Source organism: Pseudidiomarina terrestris (genome assembly GCF_030466405.1).
Lineage (GTDB): Bacteria > Pseudomonadota > Gammaproteobacteria > Enterobacterales > Alteromonadaceae > Pseudidiomarina > Pseudidiomarina terrestris.
The window spans coordinates 1-16,382 of the sequence record NZ_JAGGJF010000006.1 but is presented as its reverse complement, the minus strand read 5'-3'; the positions used below and the strand labels follow the sequence as shown (position 1 = coordinate 16,382).

Annotated in this window: 19 protein-coding genes and 1 other RNA gene; 16 read left to right on the top strand and 4 right to left on the bottom strand. The window is 48.7% G+C overall.

Features of this window, described 5'->3' with window-relative positions:
* Window positions 1-162 precede the first annotated feature (162 nt).
* On the top strand, window positions 163-867 hold the full coding sequence (locus tag J6J34_RS10890; protein ID WP_301834771.1) for a DUF3108 domain-containing protein: 705 nt from the start codon (window positions 163-165) through the stop codon (window positions 865-867).
* On the opposite strand, the gene purN is transcribed toward J6J34_RS10890, so the two are convergent.
* Both purN and purM read right to left on the bottom strand, forming a co-directional pair.
* The gene (purN, locus tag J6J34_RS10885) at window positions 864-1,502 is read right to left on the bottom strand and encodes a phosphoribosylglycinamide formyltransferase (protein ID WP_301899026.1); all 639 of its coding nucleotides are present in this window, start codon (window positions 1,500-1,502) and stop codon (window positions 864-866) included. The two genes, J6J34_RS10890 and purN, sit on opposite strands and share 4 nt — an antisense overlap.
* Window positions 1,499-2,545: a phosphoribosylformylglycinamidine cyclo-ligase gene (gene purM / locus J6J34_RS10880; protein WP_301721909.1), complete on the bottom strand. Its 1,047-nt coding sequence runs from the start codon at window positions 2,543-2,545 to the stop codon at window positions 1,499-1,501. The genes purN and purM overlap by 4 nt, the downstream gene beginning before the upstream one ends.
* A 115-nt stretch (window positions 2,546-2,660) precedes the next feature.
* Between purM and J6J34_RS10875 the strand changes: the two genes are divergently transcribed.
* From J6J34_RS10875 to J6J34_RS10850, 6 genes are all read left to right on the top strand, one after another.
* The gene (locus tag J6J34_RS10875) at window positions 2,661-3,803 is read left to right on the top strand and encodes a peptidase C39 family protein (protein ID WP_301899025.1); all 1,143 of its coding nucleotides are present in this window, start codon (window positions 2,661-2,663) and stop codon (window positions 3,801-3,803) included.
* A gap of 153 nt (window positions 3,804-3,956) precedes the next feature.
* On the top strand, window positions 3,957-5,057 hold the full coding sequence (locus tag J6J34_RS10870) for an oxidoreductase (RefSeq protein ID WP_301774111.1): 1,101 nt from the start codon (window positions 3,957-3,959) through the stop codon (window positions 5,055-5,057).
* The gene (locus J6J34_RS10865) at window positions 5,057-5,467 is read left to right on the top strand and encodes a VOC family protein (RefSeq protein WP_301774112.1); all 411 of its coding nucleotides are present in this window, start codon (window positions 5,057-5,059) and stop codon (window positions 5,465-5,467) included. Before J6J34_RS10870 ends, J6J34_RS10865 begins: the two co-directional genes overlap by 1 nt.
* Window positions 5,468-5,522: 55 nt before the next feature.
* Window positions 5,523-6,176 carry an isoprenoid biosynthesis glyoxalase ElbB gene (gene elbB / locus J6J34_RS10860; protein ID WP_301899024.1) on the top strand — a complete coding sequence of 218 codons (654 nt, stop codon included), beginning with the start codon at window positions 5,523-5,525 and terminating at the stop codon, window positions 6,174-6,176.
* Window positions 6,177-6,266: 90 nt separating this feature from the next.
* Window positions 6,267-6,626: a transfer-messenger RNA gene (ssrA, locus tag J6J34_RS10855) on the top strand.
* Between the two features lie 193 nt (window positions 6,627-6,819).
* Window positions 6,820-8,043: an integrase domain-containing protein gene (locus J6J34_RS10850; RefSeq protein ID WP_105307756.1), complete on the top strand. Its 1,224-nt coding sequence runs from the start codon at window positions 6,820-6,822 to the stop codon at window positions 8,041-8,043.
* Window positions 8,044-8,359: 316 nt separating this feature from the next.
* Here J6J34_RS10850 and J6J34_RS10845 read toward each other — a convergent pair whose 3' ends face one another.
* Entirely contained in the window at window positions 8,360-8,560 is a 201-nt protein-coding gene (locus tag J6J34_RS10845; RefSeq protein ID WP_173921192.1) for a hypothetical protein, read from the bottom strand.
* A gap of 76 nt (window positions 8,561-8,636) precedes the next feature.
* Here J6J34_RS10845 and J6J34_RS10840 point away from each other — a divergent pair, with 76 nt between their 5' ends.
* The 9 genes from J6J34_RS10840 (at window position 8,637) to J6J34_RS10800 (ending at window position 15,274) form a co-directional block, all read left to right on the top strand.
* Complete coding sequence (locus J6J34_RS10840) at window positions 8,637-8,981, top strand: hypothetical protein (RefSeq protein ID WP_301774115.1); 345 nt, start codon at window positions 8,637-8,639, stop codon at window positions 8,979-8,981.
* Window positions 8,982-9,047: 66 nt separating this feature from the next.
* A complete protein-coding gene (locus J6J34_RS10835; protein WP_301774117.1) occupies window positions 9,048-9,539 on the top strand; it encodes a DUF411 domain-containing protein in 492 nt (163 codons plus the stop codon).
* A gap of 2 nt (window positions 9,540-9,541) precedes the next feature.
* Complete coding sequence (gene tatA, locus J6J34_RS10830; RefSeq protein ID WP_006956252.1) at window positions 9,542-9,760, top strand: twin-arginine translocase TatA/TatE family subunit; 219 nt, start codon at window positions 9,542-9,544, stop codon at window positions 9,758-9,760.
* Entirely contained in the window at window positions 9,750-11,513 is a 1,764-nt protein-coding gene (locus J6J34_RS10825) for a copper resistance system multicopper oxidase (RefSeq protein ID WP_006956251.1), read from the top strand. Before tatA ends, J6J34_RS10825 begins: the two co-directional genes overlap by 11 nt.
* Before the next feature lie 11 nt (window positions 11,514-11,524).
* Window positions 11,525-12,268, top strand: a complete 744-nt coding sequence (locus J6J34_RS10820; RefSeq protein ID WP_301774118.1) for a copper resistance protein B — start codon at window positions 11,525-11,527, stop codon at window positions 12,266-12,268.
* Between the two features lie 26 nt (window positions 12,269-12,294).
* Window positions 12,295-12,645 (top strand): copper resistance CopC family protein, encoded by a 351-nt coding sequence (locus J6J34_RS10815; RefSeq protein WP_011234483.1) that lies wholly within the window; start codon window positions 12,295-12,297, stop codon window positions 12,643-12,645.
* On the top strand, window positions 12,642-13,490 hold the full coding sequence (locus J6J34_RS10810; protein ID WP_301774119.1) for a copper resistance D family protein: 849 nt from the start codon (window positions 12,642-12,644) through the stop codon (window positions 13,488-13,490). The genes J6J34_RS10815 and J6J34_RS10810 overlap by 4 nt, the downstream gene beginning before the upstream one ends.
* Before the next feature lie 17 nt (window positions 13,491-13,507).
* Window positions 13,508-13,942: a YybH family protein gene (locus J6J34_RS10805; protein ID WP_006956244.1), complete on the top strand. Its 435-nt coding sequence runs from the start codon at window positions 13,508-13,510 to the stop codon at window positions 13,940-13,942.
* 21 nt (window positions 13,943-13,963) lie between these two features.
* Window positions 13,964-15,274, top strand: a complete 1,311-nt coding sequence (locus tag J6J34_RS10800) for an APC family permease (protein ID WP_301721949.1) — start codon at window positions 13,964-13,966, stop codon at window positions 15,272-15,274.
* Between the two features lie 26 nt (window positions 15,275-15,300).
* Here the strand turns inward: J6J34_RS10800 and J6J34_RS10795 are convergent, their stop codons facing one another.
* Window positions 15,301-16,047 (bottom strand): MauE/DoxX family redox-associated membrane protein, encoded by a 747-nt coding sequence (locus J6J34_RS10795; protein ID WP_126785264.1) that lies wholly within the window; start codon window positions 16,045-16,047, stop codon window positions 15,301-15,303.
* Window positions 16,048-16,382 lie beyond the last annotated feature (335 nt).

Below are 16,382 nucleotides of genomic sequence, written 5' to 3'. Positions count from 1 at the left end.
GATACTCCGTCGTTGTGGTTAGAGGTCTGACCAGTAAGTTATCCCCCGAGATTAGACAATTTGTGGCAGACTTTCAAGGGATATTGCACTTTTTAAGTAGTATAAGGTCAGAGTGGTGAATGCGATCAGTTTTTCGCCCGGGATGATTCGTCAGGAGATACCATGAATGCAGTAGTAAAGTGGCTTGCAGCGCCTCTCGCTGGCTTGCTAATGACGCCGGTTTTTAGTGCCGAATTAGCGGTTTACGATGCTCGCTACGAGGTTGAGCGGGGTGGTTCCAACTACGGTGAAGCCACGCGTAAACTCTCTCAGCGTGACGATGGCACCTATGTGTTGCAGAACGAGACTGAAATTTCATTTTTGTTCCTGTCCGATGTGCGCCGTTATGACTCGACATTTACTTTCGTTGACGGTTGGATCGAGCCTCTTACCTTTAGGTTCAAACGCAGTGGCACAGGTAGCAATAAAAGCATGAATGTGCGTTTTGACAGCCAGAATGAGCAAGTGCTTGAAGCTGAATCCGGCACGCCGTTACCGGTCGACTGGTACGCGAACTTACTGGATGAAGCCAGCATGCTCGAGCAGCTGCGTTACGATTTGCAACAAAGTTCGAACACCGATTTTAGTTATCGTATCGTCGATGACAAAGGTGAGTATGACGAGCAGCGCTTCCGCCGCGGCGAGCTGGAAGTTTTGTCGCTACCCTTTGGCACGGTGGAAGCACTTAAAGTTTCGCGGGTGCGCAAGTCGAGCACACGGGAAACGCATTACTGGTTTGCGCCAGAACTGGGCTATGTGATGGTGAAAATGGAGCAACTCAAAGAAGGTGACGAAGTCGCCACCTTAGTACTGGAAACGCTGAATTAATCGACTGCGTAACCTTGCGCGCCGAGCAGGGCGCCGTCGAGCATCGCGCCTTTTTCGGTCAGTTTTAAGCGTTCGGAACACAGCCATTGCACCACTAGCGGGTAAATACGGTGTTCCTGGCTATGCACCCGCTGTTGCAGGTCAAGAGCGGTGTCTTCCGGGAAAACCGGCACAACGGCCTGTAAGATCACGGGGCCACCATCAAGCTCTTCGGTCACGAAGTGCACCGACACACCATGTTCTGTGTCACCGCTATCCAGCGCCCGTTGATGGGTGTTGATGCCGCGGTATTTAGGCAGTAATGATGGATGAATATTGAGCATGCGTCCCTGATAGTGCTGTGCGAAGGCCGGTGTCAAAATGCGCATAAAACCGGCCAGCACCACTACGTCAGGGGCAAAACTATCGACAAGTTTGAGTAACTCCTCATCGTAGGCTTCACGGCTGTCGAATTCACGATGTGACAAGACCGCCGTCGGAATAGCTGCTTTCGCGGCCTTCTCGAGTCCGCCCACGTCTGCCTTGTTGCTGATGACAGCAACAACTTCGCCGTCAATACGATCGGCCTGGCAGGCATCAACGATGGCCTGCATGTTGGTGCCTGAACCGCTAATCAGTACGACAATTCGTTTCATTCGACGATTTCAACCTGTGCTTCATCACCTTCGCGTGCGGCAACCTGACCGATAACCCAGGCGTCTTCGCCATGCTCGCGCAATAATTCAACTACAGCGTCGGCTTGTGATTGTGGCAGGGCCATAATCAAACCCACACCACAGTTAAAGGTACGGTACATTTCCTTGGTGGTCACATTGCCGTTGTGCTGCAACCAGTTAAACACCACTGGCCACTCCCAGCTGCTATCGTCGATAACGGCTTTGGCATCGTCCGGTAGTACCCGTGGAATATTCTCCCAGAAACCGCCGCCGGTGATGTGAGAGATAGCGTGCACACTATGGGATTCAAGCACTTTAAGAACTGACTTCACGTAAATGCGGGTAGGCGCCATCAGATGATCCGCGAGCAGCTTACCGTCGAGCTCTTCGCTGCGAACATCGGCTTCGCTGACTTCAATAATCTTACGGATCAACGAGTAACCATTTGAATGCGGACCGCTTGAGGCGAGGGCGATAAGAGCATCACCTGGCGCGACTTTGCTGCCATCGATAATCTCTTCTTTTTCAACCACACCGACACAGAAGCCAGCAATATCGTAATCGCCTTGCTCATACATTCCGGGCATTTCTGCGGTTTCACCACCAATCAGCGCACAACCGGCCTGCACACAGCCTTCACCAATGCCGGTGACAACGTCTGCAGCGACATCAACGTCCAGCTTGCCGGTGGCGTAATAATCGAGGAAAAACAGCGGTTCAGCACCTTGTACAATTAGGTCATTAACGCACATGGCGACCAGGTCGATGCCCACGGTGTCATGTTTACCCAGGTCGATGGCCAGGCGCAGCTTGGTGCCTACACCGTCGGTACCGGAGACTAAAACGGGCTGTTTGTACTTGCCAGGCAACTCACATAGCGCGCCAAAACCACCGATGGAGCCCATGACTTCAGGGCGTTTCGTACGTTTAGTGACACCTTTAATACGGTCAACAAGTGCATTACCTGCATCAATATCAACGCCGGCGTCTTTGTAACTCAAAGAAGGTTTTTGATCGCTCACGAGAATGGTCCTCAGCTGGTGCTAAAAATTTGCGCGACAGTTTACCACTTTCAAGGCAATACTGCGATATAATAAGCGCGCAATTCGCCCACATCAGCGTTAGGACGCTACTGTCATGGTTACTTCTCAAGGCGCGGCACAAGGATTATCCCTGGTGCGGGCCAATCGGCATCATCTCGACGCACTCGAGCGTATCGAGCAGGCCAGCTTCACGACCGATCGCATCAGTCGCCGCAGTTTCAAGCGTTTTATCGATCAGGCGATAGGTGACTTTCAGGTGGCGCTGTTCGATGGTCAGGTGGTGGGCTACTACATTGTCCTTTACCGGCAGGCCACACAGCTGGCCCGTTTGTATTCGCTGGCAGTTTTGCCGGAGTTTCGCAACCGTGGCTTCGGTAAAGCATTACTCGCCGCCGCTGAAAATGACGCCGATGACCGCCATTGTCTGTTTATGCGCCTGGAAATGAAGGTCGACAACCAGCCGGCGCTGGCGCTTTATCATGGTGTTGGCTATTACGACATGGAGATCCGTCCGGAATACTATGAGGACGATAGCGATGCCGTGGTTCTGCAAAAGCTGTTACCACGTTTCGAGCCGTCCGCCGGACCTAACGGCGGCCAGCGCCTGGTGCCGTATCGTACGCAAACCACAGATTTTACCTGTGGCCCTGCCAGTTTACTGATGGCTATGGCGTTTTATGATATTCCGTCAGCGGACCCACACCATGAAGAGCTTGAAATCTGGCGTGAAGCGACGACCATTTTCATGACCTCAGGACACGGTGGCTGCGGTCCTCACGGGCTGGCGCGCGCTGCGTTGCGGCGGGGCCTACAGGTGGTACTGCATGTGAGTCACAGCGGGCCACTGCTGATGGACTCAGTGCGTAGCGCCGAGAAAAAGCAAATAATGGCGCGCATCCAGGAAACCGATATTGCCGCCCTGAAAGCGGCTCAGGTCCCGATTTTGGTGGGAGACTACAGCCTCACGCAACTGGCCGCGGATCTTGCCGCCGGGCACGTGGTGGTCGCGCTCATCAGCACTTACGTATTTGATGAAAGCAAAGCGCCACATTGGGTCGTCATTTGTGCAGCGGATGAAAATTACGTCTACATCAACGACCCGGATCAGGACGCTTTGCCCTGGCAATCCGCAGCCGAGCGACAGTACCTGCCGATCCCGTTAGCAACCTTTAAGCGCGCCTTTGGTTTCGGCCGCCGCAAGCAAAAAGCAGCCTTGGTATTGTCACGTGCGACTTGATCAAAAGCGCTAACTGCCTTAGCGTAAACCCGTAACTGTTAGAAAACGCGCGTTGCGGTAATCGTCATTCAAACCAGAAATAGTAGCTATTTCGATCTACAAGGACAGACCGCTCGTATCCCTGACATCATTTTTCCCTAATTTGAGGATGCTATGTTTGATTCAGAGTTTTCGAGTATAGAATTTGCTGGCATGAAGCTAGCCAACCGTTTTGCAGTGGCCCCGATGACGCGGGTCAGTGCACAATCCAATGGCCGCGCCAACGAGCTGATGCTGAAACATTACCGGCGCTACGCTGAGGGTGGTTTTGCGCTGATTATCACCGAGGGGATCTTTCCCGATCAGGATGCCAGCCAAGGCTATGAGAACCAGCCAGGTCTGGCCGATGCGCTGCAGGGCGAATCCTGGCGGCCGATTATCCGCGAAGTCCATGAGCAAGGCGCGAAAATCATTGCCCAGCTGATGCATGCTGGGGCACAGCAACAGTACAATAGTTTTGGTAAAGCTCCGCTTGGCATCACTGAACAAAAGCCGGTGGGGAAACCCCTTGGTCTGTATGGCGACCAAGAGTCATGGCAGGACGTTAAGGCCATGGATGAGAGCGATTTTGAGCGTGTTCTGAATGGCTTTTTACACGGTCTCCGTAACGCTAAAGAAGCAGGCTTTGATGGTGCTGAGCTGCATGGTGCCAATGGTTATCTGCTGCATGAAATTCTCAGTACTCACTTCAATACCCGCGATGATAAATGGGGCGGCGACATGCAACGTCGCGCGCAGTTCGTGCTGGAAGTAGTCAAAGCCGCCCGTGAGATGGCGGGGAAAGACTTCGTGCTGGGTATCCGCCTGTCACAAATCACCATTACCGATCCGGACTACCAATGGCCCGAAGGCGAAGAAGGCTTTGCCTGGCTGGTACAGGCACTGGCTGACGCCGGTATTGATTACATTCATACCACCGACAATCACGCTAACCGGCCAGCGTTGAAAGATGGTACGCGTTCACTGGCAGAAGTGGTGCGCGACGCTGGCGTGCCACTGGTTGTGAATGGCGGTATCGATGACACCAACTACGCCAAAATGGCTGCCCATTACCCAGGTGCAGTGCTTGCTCTTGGTAAAGCGGCGTTGGCCGACCCGCAGTTTGTTGAAAAAGTAAAAGATGGCGATAAGCCAGATGAATTGGATTTTGCCATGCTGCAACCGTTGGCCAACCTTGAAAATGAGTTCCGCTGGCGCGAAGAGCAGGATAGCTGATGCAAGCTGCGATTAGCTACATCACCCTGGGAGTTGACGACCTGGAGCGAGCGGTGGCGTTTTACCGTGATGTGCTAGGTCTGCCGACTGAGGGCATCGTCGGTGCTGAATATGAACAGGGTGCTGTGGCGTTCTTTAAAATGGTCGGAGGGCTGACCTTTGCCCTCTGGGAGCGCGACAGTATTGCGCACGACTGCGGTGTCACCAAAGGCACTCCGGATCCAACAGCACTGATGCTGGCTCATAATGTTGCCAGTGCTGAAGAAGTTGATACCATCATGTCGGACTTACCTGCTGCAGCGGTGGTTAAACCTCCGCGGAAGCTATTCTGGGGCGGCTACGGTGGTGTTTTCTCAGACCCGGACGGTCACCTGTGGGAAGTGGTCTATAATCCTAAACACGGGGCTTGAAAATCGATCCTGGCGCCGCCATATCGTCAGGTAGCAAAGCAACAAAGGATAAGTCATGAAAAAAGTAGCAGTTTTACTTTCAGGTTCAGGTGTATTCGATGGTGCTGAGATTAATGAGGCCGTCCTGACCTTGCTGCACATCAGCAAAAACGGAGCGGATTATCAGTGTTTCGCGCCTGACATGGAACAGATCCAGGTCGTGAATCATCTCAACGGCGAGCAAACCGGTGAGAAGCGCAACGTATTGGCAGAAGCGGCGCGAATTGCGCGCGGCGAAGTTAAGCCACTCAGCGAGCTGGATGCTGCAGAGTTTGACGCGCTGATACTACCCGGCGGTTTTGGCGTCGCGAAAAACTTCTGTGATTTTGCTGAGAACGGCGCAGACATGCGAGTAAACGGCGAGGTTCTGGCGATTGGTAAAGCGTTTGCCGAGGCCAACAAACCGGCAGGCTATTTATGCATCGCGCCAGTACTACTGCCACATATTTACGGTGAGGGTGTGCGTGTCACCGTCGGCAATGATAAGGAAGTGGCTAACGCCATTGAGAAAATGGGCGGAATTCACGTAGAATGTCCGGTTGATGATATCGTCGCGGATGACTCACGCCGCTTGGTCACCACGCCAGCGTACATGCTGGCCGAGAACTTAGTCGATGCCGAGCAGGGCATCAGCAAGTTAGTGGAGAAAGTGCTTTATATGGCCACCTGAGGCGCGCGAAATTTACTTGTTCAGGCAGGGAACTTCTAGCGCTTAAGCGGTGTCTGATGTATAGTAAGCACGATTTTGAAAGAAAACCCTGGGGCTGATCTGGATTCGACGGGATACACGAAACCCAAGGTGCATGCCGAGGTGAGGCTGGCCTCGTAAAAAGCCTCAAACTAATAGTTGCAAACGACGACAACTACGCACTAGCGGCTTAATAACCCGCTACGCCCGACCCCTAGCGCTTTGTCTGCGAGACTAGGATCAGTCGGTTCACCCCAAAGTAGACTCGCGTGGAGGCTTCGCCCGTAGCCAAAGCGTTAAAACCAATCGGGATCGTCACCTTAAGTAGCCTGTCTGTCGGCGACTTGGTGATTAACTAAATGACAGACTAAGCATGTAGTACCGAGGATGTAGGTATTGCGGACGCGGGTTCAACTCCCGCCAGCTCCACCAATTCCATAAAAGGGGATGTCTCACGACATCCCCTTTTTTCTTTATAAGCCACGTAAAATAAGGTTTTCATAGGCGTTTGCTTTCCCAGCTTATCCCAAGAAAACCAGCCCCAGCCTGAGTTTTTAGTATTCCAATTTGTATTCCAAGCGATTTTGGGTAAACTCTTTGGAATACATCGAAGGGAGATATGCTTATGGCGCGCTCTACTATTGGGCTCACGGATACAGCCGTCAGACAACTCAAACCTAAAGACAAGGACTACGTTAAGTCCGATGGGAAAGGCTTACAGCTGCGAGTGAGAGTGAATGGTTCTAAGCTTTGGAACTTCAATTACATTCACCCGACGACAAAGAAGCGCGTGAATATGGGGCTGGGTAGCTACCCCGATATGAGCCTTAAAAAAGCCCGTGAGCTCACAGAAGCTGCTAGAAGCCAAGTTGCTGAAGGGGTAGACCCTAAGCTTGCCAGAGAGGAAGAAAGAGCGGCACAACGCTACTCAGAGAACGCGACTTTGAGAAAAGTTGCTGAAGAATGGTTCGAGGTCAAAAAAAGTGAGGTGACTGCTGACTACGCTGATGATATTTGGCGATCGTTAGAGCTACATGTATTTAACCGTTTAGGTGAAACGCCGGTTAGCCAGATAAGTGCTCAAACGGTCATTGATGTATTACGACCGGTTGAGAAAACAGGGCGGTTGGAAACCGTTAAACGTGTAATTCAGCGGTTAAACGAGATAATGAATTACGCTGTCATTAAAAAATTAATTACTGGAAATCCAATCGCTGCCATCAAATCTGCTTTCAAGAAGCCCAAGAAGCAGCATTTACCGACAATTACCGCAAAAGAGCTCCCTGACTTCCTAAGAAAGCTCCATGAAACCAACGTTACGTATATTACTCGGCAGGTTATTAAATGGCAGTTACTAACAATGACCAGGCCATCTGAGGCTGCTGGCGCTAAATGGAGTGAGATCCAATGGCTTGATGACGGCCAAGCTAATTGGTTGATTCCGGCTGAACGGATGAAAAAGCGTCGCCAGCACACAGTTCCACTGTGTGAACAGGCATTGAGGGTGCTGGAGGACATGAAGAGCGTAAGCGATCAATACGAACATATATTTATCTCACTGCGAAAGCCACAAACGTCCATTAACAGCCAAACAGCCAATATGGCGTTAAGACGTATGGGTTACCAGGATAAACTCGTTAGCCATGGTTTGAGGGCTTTAGCCAGCACCATTATGAACGAGGAGGGCAAAGATCCTGACCTGATCGAATCAGCGCTGGCGCATGGTGATCCTAACCAAGTGCGAAGTGCTTATAACCGTGCGGATTACCTTGAGCGTCGCCGTGAATTGATGCAGTGGTGGGGGGGGTATTTGGATGAGGCTTTTAGAAAAGATGCCGGCAGCTTTTAACTTAGAAGGTGTCTGCTGTTTTTTAGCTGCCAGAGGCGGAATCGATAAGATCTAATAACTTATTGTTTTATAGTGGATAAAAAATATTAAGATTCAAGCGTGTTACTTACCTTGTTACTAAAACTTCAGCTTTAGTTTTTTGATTGAAAGCTTTTTCACAAATGAATCTTTTAACTTTTTGGCTATGCCCAATATTCGCTAACACGTTGAACATAGCTAAAGTGTCTGCAACTTGTGAACGTATAGTGGCATATACATTCGTGCGCCTAATCAGAGATGAAAAGCCATACGTGTTGCTTTGGTTAAATTGAATTAGCTATTTATCAACATTTTTCCAAGGTCCAAAAGCAATAAAATACAGAAGCACTATGTTTGCAAAAGGGACGACGATTAATAAACCCAATGGACCAGGGTAGCCAACTCGTTGGCAGATACGCCAGGTAGGAACAATGAAAATAGCCCCCACGATCAGCATCCATAGGAACCCCATACCTGCGAACATTTCGTGATTCATCATTATCTGCTCCTTATTTGACATGCGTTTAAATGACGTTAAACTGAAATTTATTAAATTGCAAAAAAGCAGGGTGCTCGTGCAGATTCGAATTCTGTTAGTAATGGCAGTGATATTAGTGTCGATGTCGTTTTCGCAAACGGCAGACGCTCACGCTTGCCATGATGACGGGCAGATGCAGCACAGCATGATGCAGGAAGCAGACGCAAGCGATTGTGAGCATGAAGAGCAAAAGCACAACTCGTGCTGTGCTGACACGACCATTCGACATTGCTCCGGTGGCTCAGTTTTGTTTGTCGGACAGTCTCCCTCGGTTAATGCTGCTGCAGTTAACTTCTCTACTAAAGTCGACGCACCCGTTGACACCTCTATTCGTGCTAAACACGCGTCTAATTTATTCCGTCCCCCAATAATTACCGCTTAATAAGTTACTAGAAATTTAACACACGCTCGGCGTGTTTCCTTAAAACTTATTAATCGGTGAATAATTATGTCTATCAAACGCAATATCGCTGTTTTGGCGATGCTGTTTTCCGTGTCTGTATCTGCAACCGATGTAGACGAGCAGCAACTAACCGTTCTAAAAGATCCCAACTGCGGTTGCTGTGAAAAGTGGTTACAAGCTTTACCCGATAGCTTTAGTGTGTCCGTACAACATCCGAACAACCTGACCCAACGAAAACGTGACTCCGGTATTAGTGCCGAGGTCCAATCCTGTCATACCGCTATTTCTAGTAATGGCTATGTCTTTGAGGGGCACGTTCCTCCTACATTGGTTTCTCATTATTTAGCTGGGAAAAAGTCAGAAAATGGCATTGGATTAACTGTTCCTGGCATGCCGGTAGGGTCTGTTGGTATGGAAATGGGTACTCGGTTTCAACCGTATACGGTCTATGAAATCAAAAAGGACGGTTCAATTACACCTTATCAGCAGATAGCAAGTTTAGAGCAGCAGCAAGCACTCTCAAATGGAGGGCTTTAGCTATGGGATTTGGCGGCATGAGTATGGTTCAGTTAGGAGTTTTACTGGTTATTGTCATTCTTCTTTTTGGTAGCAAAAAGCTACGAACCCTGGGATCCGATCTTGGTAGTGCGATAAAAGGGTTTAAATCATCGATCACTGATGAACCGTCTGATAGGGAAAAGGACATTCAACGTCATCAAAATTTAACCTCAAAAGAGGAGCGTCATAATGAGCAATGAGTTTAACAAAGGGCGTCGAAAGTTTATTAAATCTGCATTCACTGTGGCGTCTGCTTTAGCAATCGCCAAAGTAGCCCCAACTTGGGCTGCTCCTCAGGGACGCAGTTTTAAAGATCAGATCCTGACAAACGATGAGATTGATCTCACCATTGCAAAGTCCCCACTGCTCGTGGGAAATAAAGTAGGAACACCAATAACCATCAATGGCCAAATGCCGGGCCCTTTGATTCGTTTAAAAGAAGGGCAGCGAGCAAAGTTAAACGTGACTAACCGGTTGTCGGAAGACACATCAATTCACTGGCACGGAATTATATTGCCCGAGAACATGGATGGTGTGCCAGGCGTATCTTTCGAAGGGATAAAGCCAGGACGAACGTTCAAGTACCGCTACGATGTCGAGCAAAACGGAACTTATTGGTATCACAGCCATTCCGGTTTGCAGGAGCAACTGGGACACCTGGGGCCGTTAGTGATTGAACCCAAAGACGGAGACATTGGTGCTGATCGAGAACATACCATTATTCTCAGCGACTGGACATTCGAAGATCCGGATACCGTGTTTCGTAACTTGAAAGTTGCGGAGGGGTACTATAACTATCAAAAACGTACGATATTTGAGACCTTCGAGGACGTGCGACAGCAAGGGTTAGAGAAAACCTGGAAGCAACGAGAAATGTGGGGGCAAATGCGAATGAGCCCCCGTGATATTGCGGATGTGACGGGCAGTACTTATACCTACCTGATGAATGGTCGCGATTCAGCAATGAACTGGTCAGCATTGTTTAAGCCTGGTGAAAAAGTACGCCTTCGTATCATTAACGGTTCGGCAATGAGTTTCTTCGACGTGAGAATCCCTGGATTGGAGATGACGGTTGTGGCCGCTGACGGGCAGCCTGTGAAGCCAGTGCCAGTTGACGAGTTCCGCATTGGTGTGGCGGAAACCTACGATGTAATTGTCCAGCCTAAGCAAAACAAGCCTTACACTATTTATGCTGAGAGCTTTGATCGAAGTGGTTATGTCAGAGGAACATTAACGCCAGAACTTGGTCTTGAGGCTGAAGTGCCTGAACTACGGCAAGCTCCTGAGCGAGGCATGGCCGCTATGGGCATGGGAGCGATGGCAATGTCTGGTGATATGAAAGGCAATAGCATGAATATGAAGCATATGGGCGGCAATAACAGCCATATGACGCATAAAATGACACACAAAAAAGAGCTCCCGGTCGAAAACATTAAAATCAAACACCGTGAATCCGGACATGGCGCCGGGGCGGCTATGATTGCTACTAATCCGATAAGCCGTTTGCATGAACCCGGGATTGGATTGGAAGACGTTGATCATAAAGTGTTGGTGTATACCGACTTGATCGGCGCGCATGAATGGCCGGATACGCGAGAGCCTGAGCGACAGATAGAGCTGCACTTAACGGGTAATATGGAGCGTTACATGTGGTCTTTCGACGGGAAGAAGTTTACCGAGGTGGATGGCCCAGTTCAGTTTCATCATGGAGAACGACTGAGGTTGGTGATGGTAAACGATACGATGATGGATCACCCCATACACTTACACGGTATGTGGATGGAACTTGAAAACGGACAGTACCCCCGTCCTCGTAAGCACACGATTAGCCTCAAACCCAGTGAAAAGGTGTCGTTATTAATAACGGCGGACGCGCCGGGGAGCTGGGCCTTCCACTGTCATCTGTTGTATCACATGAAAGCGGGTATGTTCCGTGTGGTCAATGTCGCATAAGGAGGACGATTATGTACGGTAAATCATTATTAATGAGTGCGGCGCTGCTGCCAGGATTCGCTGTTGCGGGACATGCGGAAGAGGACTGGCCCGAGCCCGTCAAAGAATATTACACCGGGCAAGTGCTGTTCGATCGGTTGGAGTTAACGCGAACCAATGAGGAGGAGAGCCTTGCTGTCTGGGACATGATGGCTTGGTATGGCGGCGATTATCACCGGGTTGTCTTCAAAAGTGAAGGTGAAAACGTTCAAGATGACGGAGAGCCCACTGACTTGGAAAGTGCTGAGTTGTTATACGGCTACCTGATGTCTCCGTTTTGGTCGTTTCAGGCCGGTGTTGGTACGCGAGGCTCCTTATCGTCCGATGCCTCTATGGAAAATTATGCCGTTGTTAGCTTCATGGGGCTGGCTCCGTATTGGTTTGAAATGGACAACTCGTTGATGGTGAACGAAGAAGGTGATGTCCAGTTTGTCAGCGAAACTGAATATGAGTGGCAGTTAACGCAAACATCGTACTTGCAGCCTCGTATTGAGTTAACAGCTAACCTAACAGATTCAGACAAATATGAGCGGGAGAGCGGGTTGAGTAATTTGCGCGTGGGTTTGCGTTATCGACACGAGGTGAGTCGTGAATTTGCTCCTTATATCGGTATTTACTGGAACGGTGCGTTAGGAAACACGGCGGACCAGCTGAAACGTATGGGTGAAGATACGACTGAAACAGGCGTGGTCTTAGGGGCCAGAGTTTGGTTTTAATTGATAATAAACAAAGAGGAAACAACATGAAAAACATACTTAAGTTAGCCTTCGGTACCACGTTATTTTTTAGTGCATGGGCCAGCGCTCACGTCGGCCTAACATCCAGTAGCCCGGAGGACGGTGCGACTTTGTCCGAGTCACCAACGGAAATTACGATGAATTTTTCCGGTGATGTTCGTCTGGCTAAAATTATGCTGCACTCAGATGACGGTAAAATGCATCCGCTGGACTTTTCGATGAGCATGACTCCCAAAGCAGCGTACGAAATTGCTGTTAAAAACAATTTGGCGTCAGGTGGTTATACGGTTTATTGGACGGCAATGGGTGGGGACAGTCATAAAATATCGGGTGATTTTAGCTTTGAGGTGAAATGATGACCCTTTGGAGTGTGGCCAGCGTTTTAACGTTGGCCTTTATATTCTGGCTTAACGCGGTGATGACCGCCTCGCCTTATATCGTTTATTTGTCCGGTTTAAAAAAGCAGTCTGAACGAAAGAATAGCCTTGTTGCGTTGCTTCTATTACTGGCAAGCCTTCTGTATTTTTTTCTGAAAGTCGGTAGTTTTGCTGCTGAAGGCTTTGCCGGCATGATTGACACGACCTACATGCAGTTTATATGGACCGGCCCTGTTGGGTTGTTCATGCAACTTCAGATAGCGGTTGCTATTGCTTGGATTGTTTACTCCGTTGTTAAGCTAAAACGTATAAAGTGGGTGCTATATGTTGTCGCCATTGGACTCATGGGATGGAGCTTTTTAAGTATTGGTCACGGCAGTGACGCCGTCTGGTGGGGAAAGCTAGCGCTTTTAACACACTTGTTAGTCGCTTGGGTTTGGTTCGGCAGTCTTAACTCATTGCGAAAGCTGGCAACGTCGGTACCGCTTGCTAAAGCGAAAGCCATTATGGAGCGTTTTGGTGTGCATATGTCTGCAGCGGTTCCAATACTCCTTATTGCGGGCTTGGTTATGTATCGTAGTGCAACAGGGCGATGGATGCCAGAGCTGCCGCTTACGTCGTATGACACGGTACTACTAGCGAAACTTGTGTTTGTGGCGCTGATTCTCCTTGTTGCCGCATTGCATAAATTAAAGTTCGTACCGCAATTAAATGATAACGCGGCCGCCAAGCGACTCAAAAACTCCATAACGGCGGAAATGGTATTGGCTGTCACTATTTTTACCCTGGCCTCTGCGCTAAGCAGCGCGTTTTCCCCTAGTTAATGTAAGGAATAATAAGAATGAAATTATTCATGAGTGTTTTTATGGTTTCGGTGCTGTTTATTTCAGCGCCTAGTAGTGCCGAGGAAGTATCTGAACCGACAGTTGTGCTTGATAGGTTTCGAACGGCTTTGACTGAAGGTGACACGGAAGTCGTTAAAGATGTGCTTTCCAATGATGTGTTTATCTTTGAAGGTGGTGGTGTTGAACGATCCTTGGCCGAGTACAGTGCTCATCACCTTAAGTCAGATATTAAGTTTAGCCAGGCGGTTCCTTCACAGTTGCTTGAAAGGACAGTACAAGAAGCCGATGGCCTTGCTGTGATCACTTCTCGGTATAGCGTTTCCGGGGAGTATAACGGGCGTGAGGTTGATTTAACGATGAATGAAACCGTAACCGTATCAAATACGACTGAGTCTGGCTGGAAAATTATCCGGATCCATTGGTCCAACTGAGTTCAATCACAGGAGCTGATTATGGCAGAACACGATCATGAACACGGACATCAGGATTATCAGAAAAGCAGCCTGAGTCTTTGGGGGGCGGTGTCGCTGGGGACTGGTGTGATGATTGGCGCTGGTATTTTTGCACTGACCGGACAAGTTGCTCAGCTGGCAAGAGAGTGGTTTGTCCTGGCGTTTGTGTGCGGCGGTATCATTGCCGGCTTTAGCGCTTACTCTTACGTTAAGTTGGCGAAAGCCTATCCGTCAGCGGGCGGTATTGCGATGTTCCTCAGTAAAGCTTATGGAAAAGGAAGTGTGACGGCGATATTCGCACTCTTGATGTACTTTTCTATGGTCATTAATGAAAGTCTAGTCGCTCGCACATTTGCGTCCTATACAAGCCAGTTAATTTCTTTTGAAGCGCAGTGGCTTATTCCGTTGTTGGCGGTTGGGTTGCTGCTCTTCGCATTTTCTATCAATATTTTGAGTAATCAGTTTATTCAAACGTTCTCGTTTTTTATGGCCTTTGTGAAGGCTTTAGGATTGGTGATTTTAGCCGCTGGTGGTTTGTGGGCTTCAGGCATTCAGTTTGAATCGATATCTGCTATTCCAGAAGAAGCTTCGGGTGGCGGTATTTTAGCGGGTATTGCTTTAAGCATACTTGCATACAAAGGGTTTACAACAATAACGAATAGTGGCGGTGAAATTGTTGAGCCTAAGAAGAACGTCGGGCGTGCCATTATTATTTCGCTGGTTATCTGCGCGCTAATATATGTGCTAGTCACCCTGGCCGTTGGTTCGAGCTTGTCGATTGATGAGATTGTGACAGCGAAAGACTATGCGCTTGCTGAAGCAGCCAGACCCGTCTACGGTGAAACTGGACTCTGGGTGACGGTTGCGTTTGCAATTGTAGCAACGGTATCAGGAGTGATTGCCAGCGCGTTTGCCGTTTCAAGAATGTTAGCCATGTTGACCAATATGAAGCTTGTTCCACACAGTCATTTTGGCATGCCAGGTTCCATTCAGAAGCATACGCTGGTTTACACCATTGTTATGGCTATGATCTTAGCGGCATTCTTCGATTTGAGTCGAATTGCGTCACTGGGCGCTATTTTTTATATCGTGATGGACATTGCGATCCACTGGGGCGTATTACGGCATCTAAGGCAAAAGGTGAATGCCAATATTTACATACTTGTCAGCGCAATCACGCTAGACGTCATCGTTTTAGTCGCTTTTATATGGGTGAAATGGACGAGCGATCCGCTGGTGATTTGGGCGTCTCTTATCGGTATGGCATTGATTGCCGCTGGTGAGATTTTGTTTTTACGTAAAAAGCGTTAAGAAAAAGAGCGCATAGCGCTCTTTTTCTAGTTCATTGTAAAAAACATCCAGACAGCCATAGCGACCATCATGAGGTTTTCAGTGAGCGAAATGAAGCCTAACGGCACATTACTGGAGCCACCGACACAGGCACATTTTAGCTCGCGTTTGTCGACATAAACGGCTTTAAACACCGATATAGAGCCTACGATGCCGATGAATAATGCGACGGGTATGGATATGACATGGGCGAATTCGGCTGCCATTAACAGACCCGCCAAGCCTTCGGCATAGGGATAAATACGGCCATAAGGCACCCATTTTTTGGCGAGAAGATCGTAATTGAGAAACATGGTAGAGAACTTCTCTACGTCCTGGAGTTTGAGCAAGGCCAGAACCACCATAGAGAAACTGATGAACCACTCGATGGTTTGTACGGTAAATACGCGACCAAAAGACAACCACGACGTGGCTACAGAGAGGAGTGCCGTCATAGTAAATAATGCAATAACGGGTCGGTAACTGGTTGCGTCAGGGTCAGGAAGAGGCTTTCCAAGAAAGGCTCGAACCTCCTCGTACCCACCGATACGTTTATCACCAATAAACACTTGTGGAGTGGTATCGACGTCGTGCTTTTCCTTGAATTTGTCGGTTTTTTGACGACTCTCTAACAGATTGTCGTCTACTTCGAAGCCATTGGCTTTAAGTAAGTGCCGGGTTTTTAGCCCAAAAGGGCACTGGTGATCAGGCGTTGACATTCTGTAAAGCGTAGCTTTTTGAGTTGACTGACTCATAGCCAAGTTCCTTACGTAAAAGTTATGTATTCATGTACGCATTATAGTCGGCAAAAGATTAAAAGCATCAATAATCAGAAGAGGGTAAAAATTCATTAAAAATGAAAAATTATTTTTATTTTGAAAAAAGTGGACAACTTTTTTTATTGCTTTTCTAGTGACCTTTCCCCTGAACTAACACCATCTTATCGATGAAATTTCAGTTTTATGACAGGCCCCCATTATTAGAACCACTCCCTGAATGAATTGAGCTGTTCAATTTTCAATGGATGCCACGAACTGCAAGGGTGGCAGGTTATTTAAAGCCCGATGAGGTCGACTCTTGTTATAGTCAT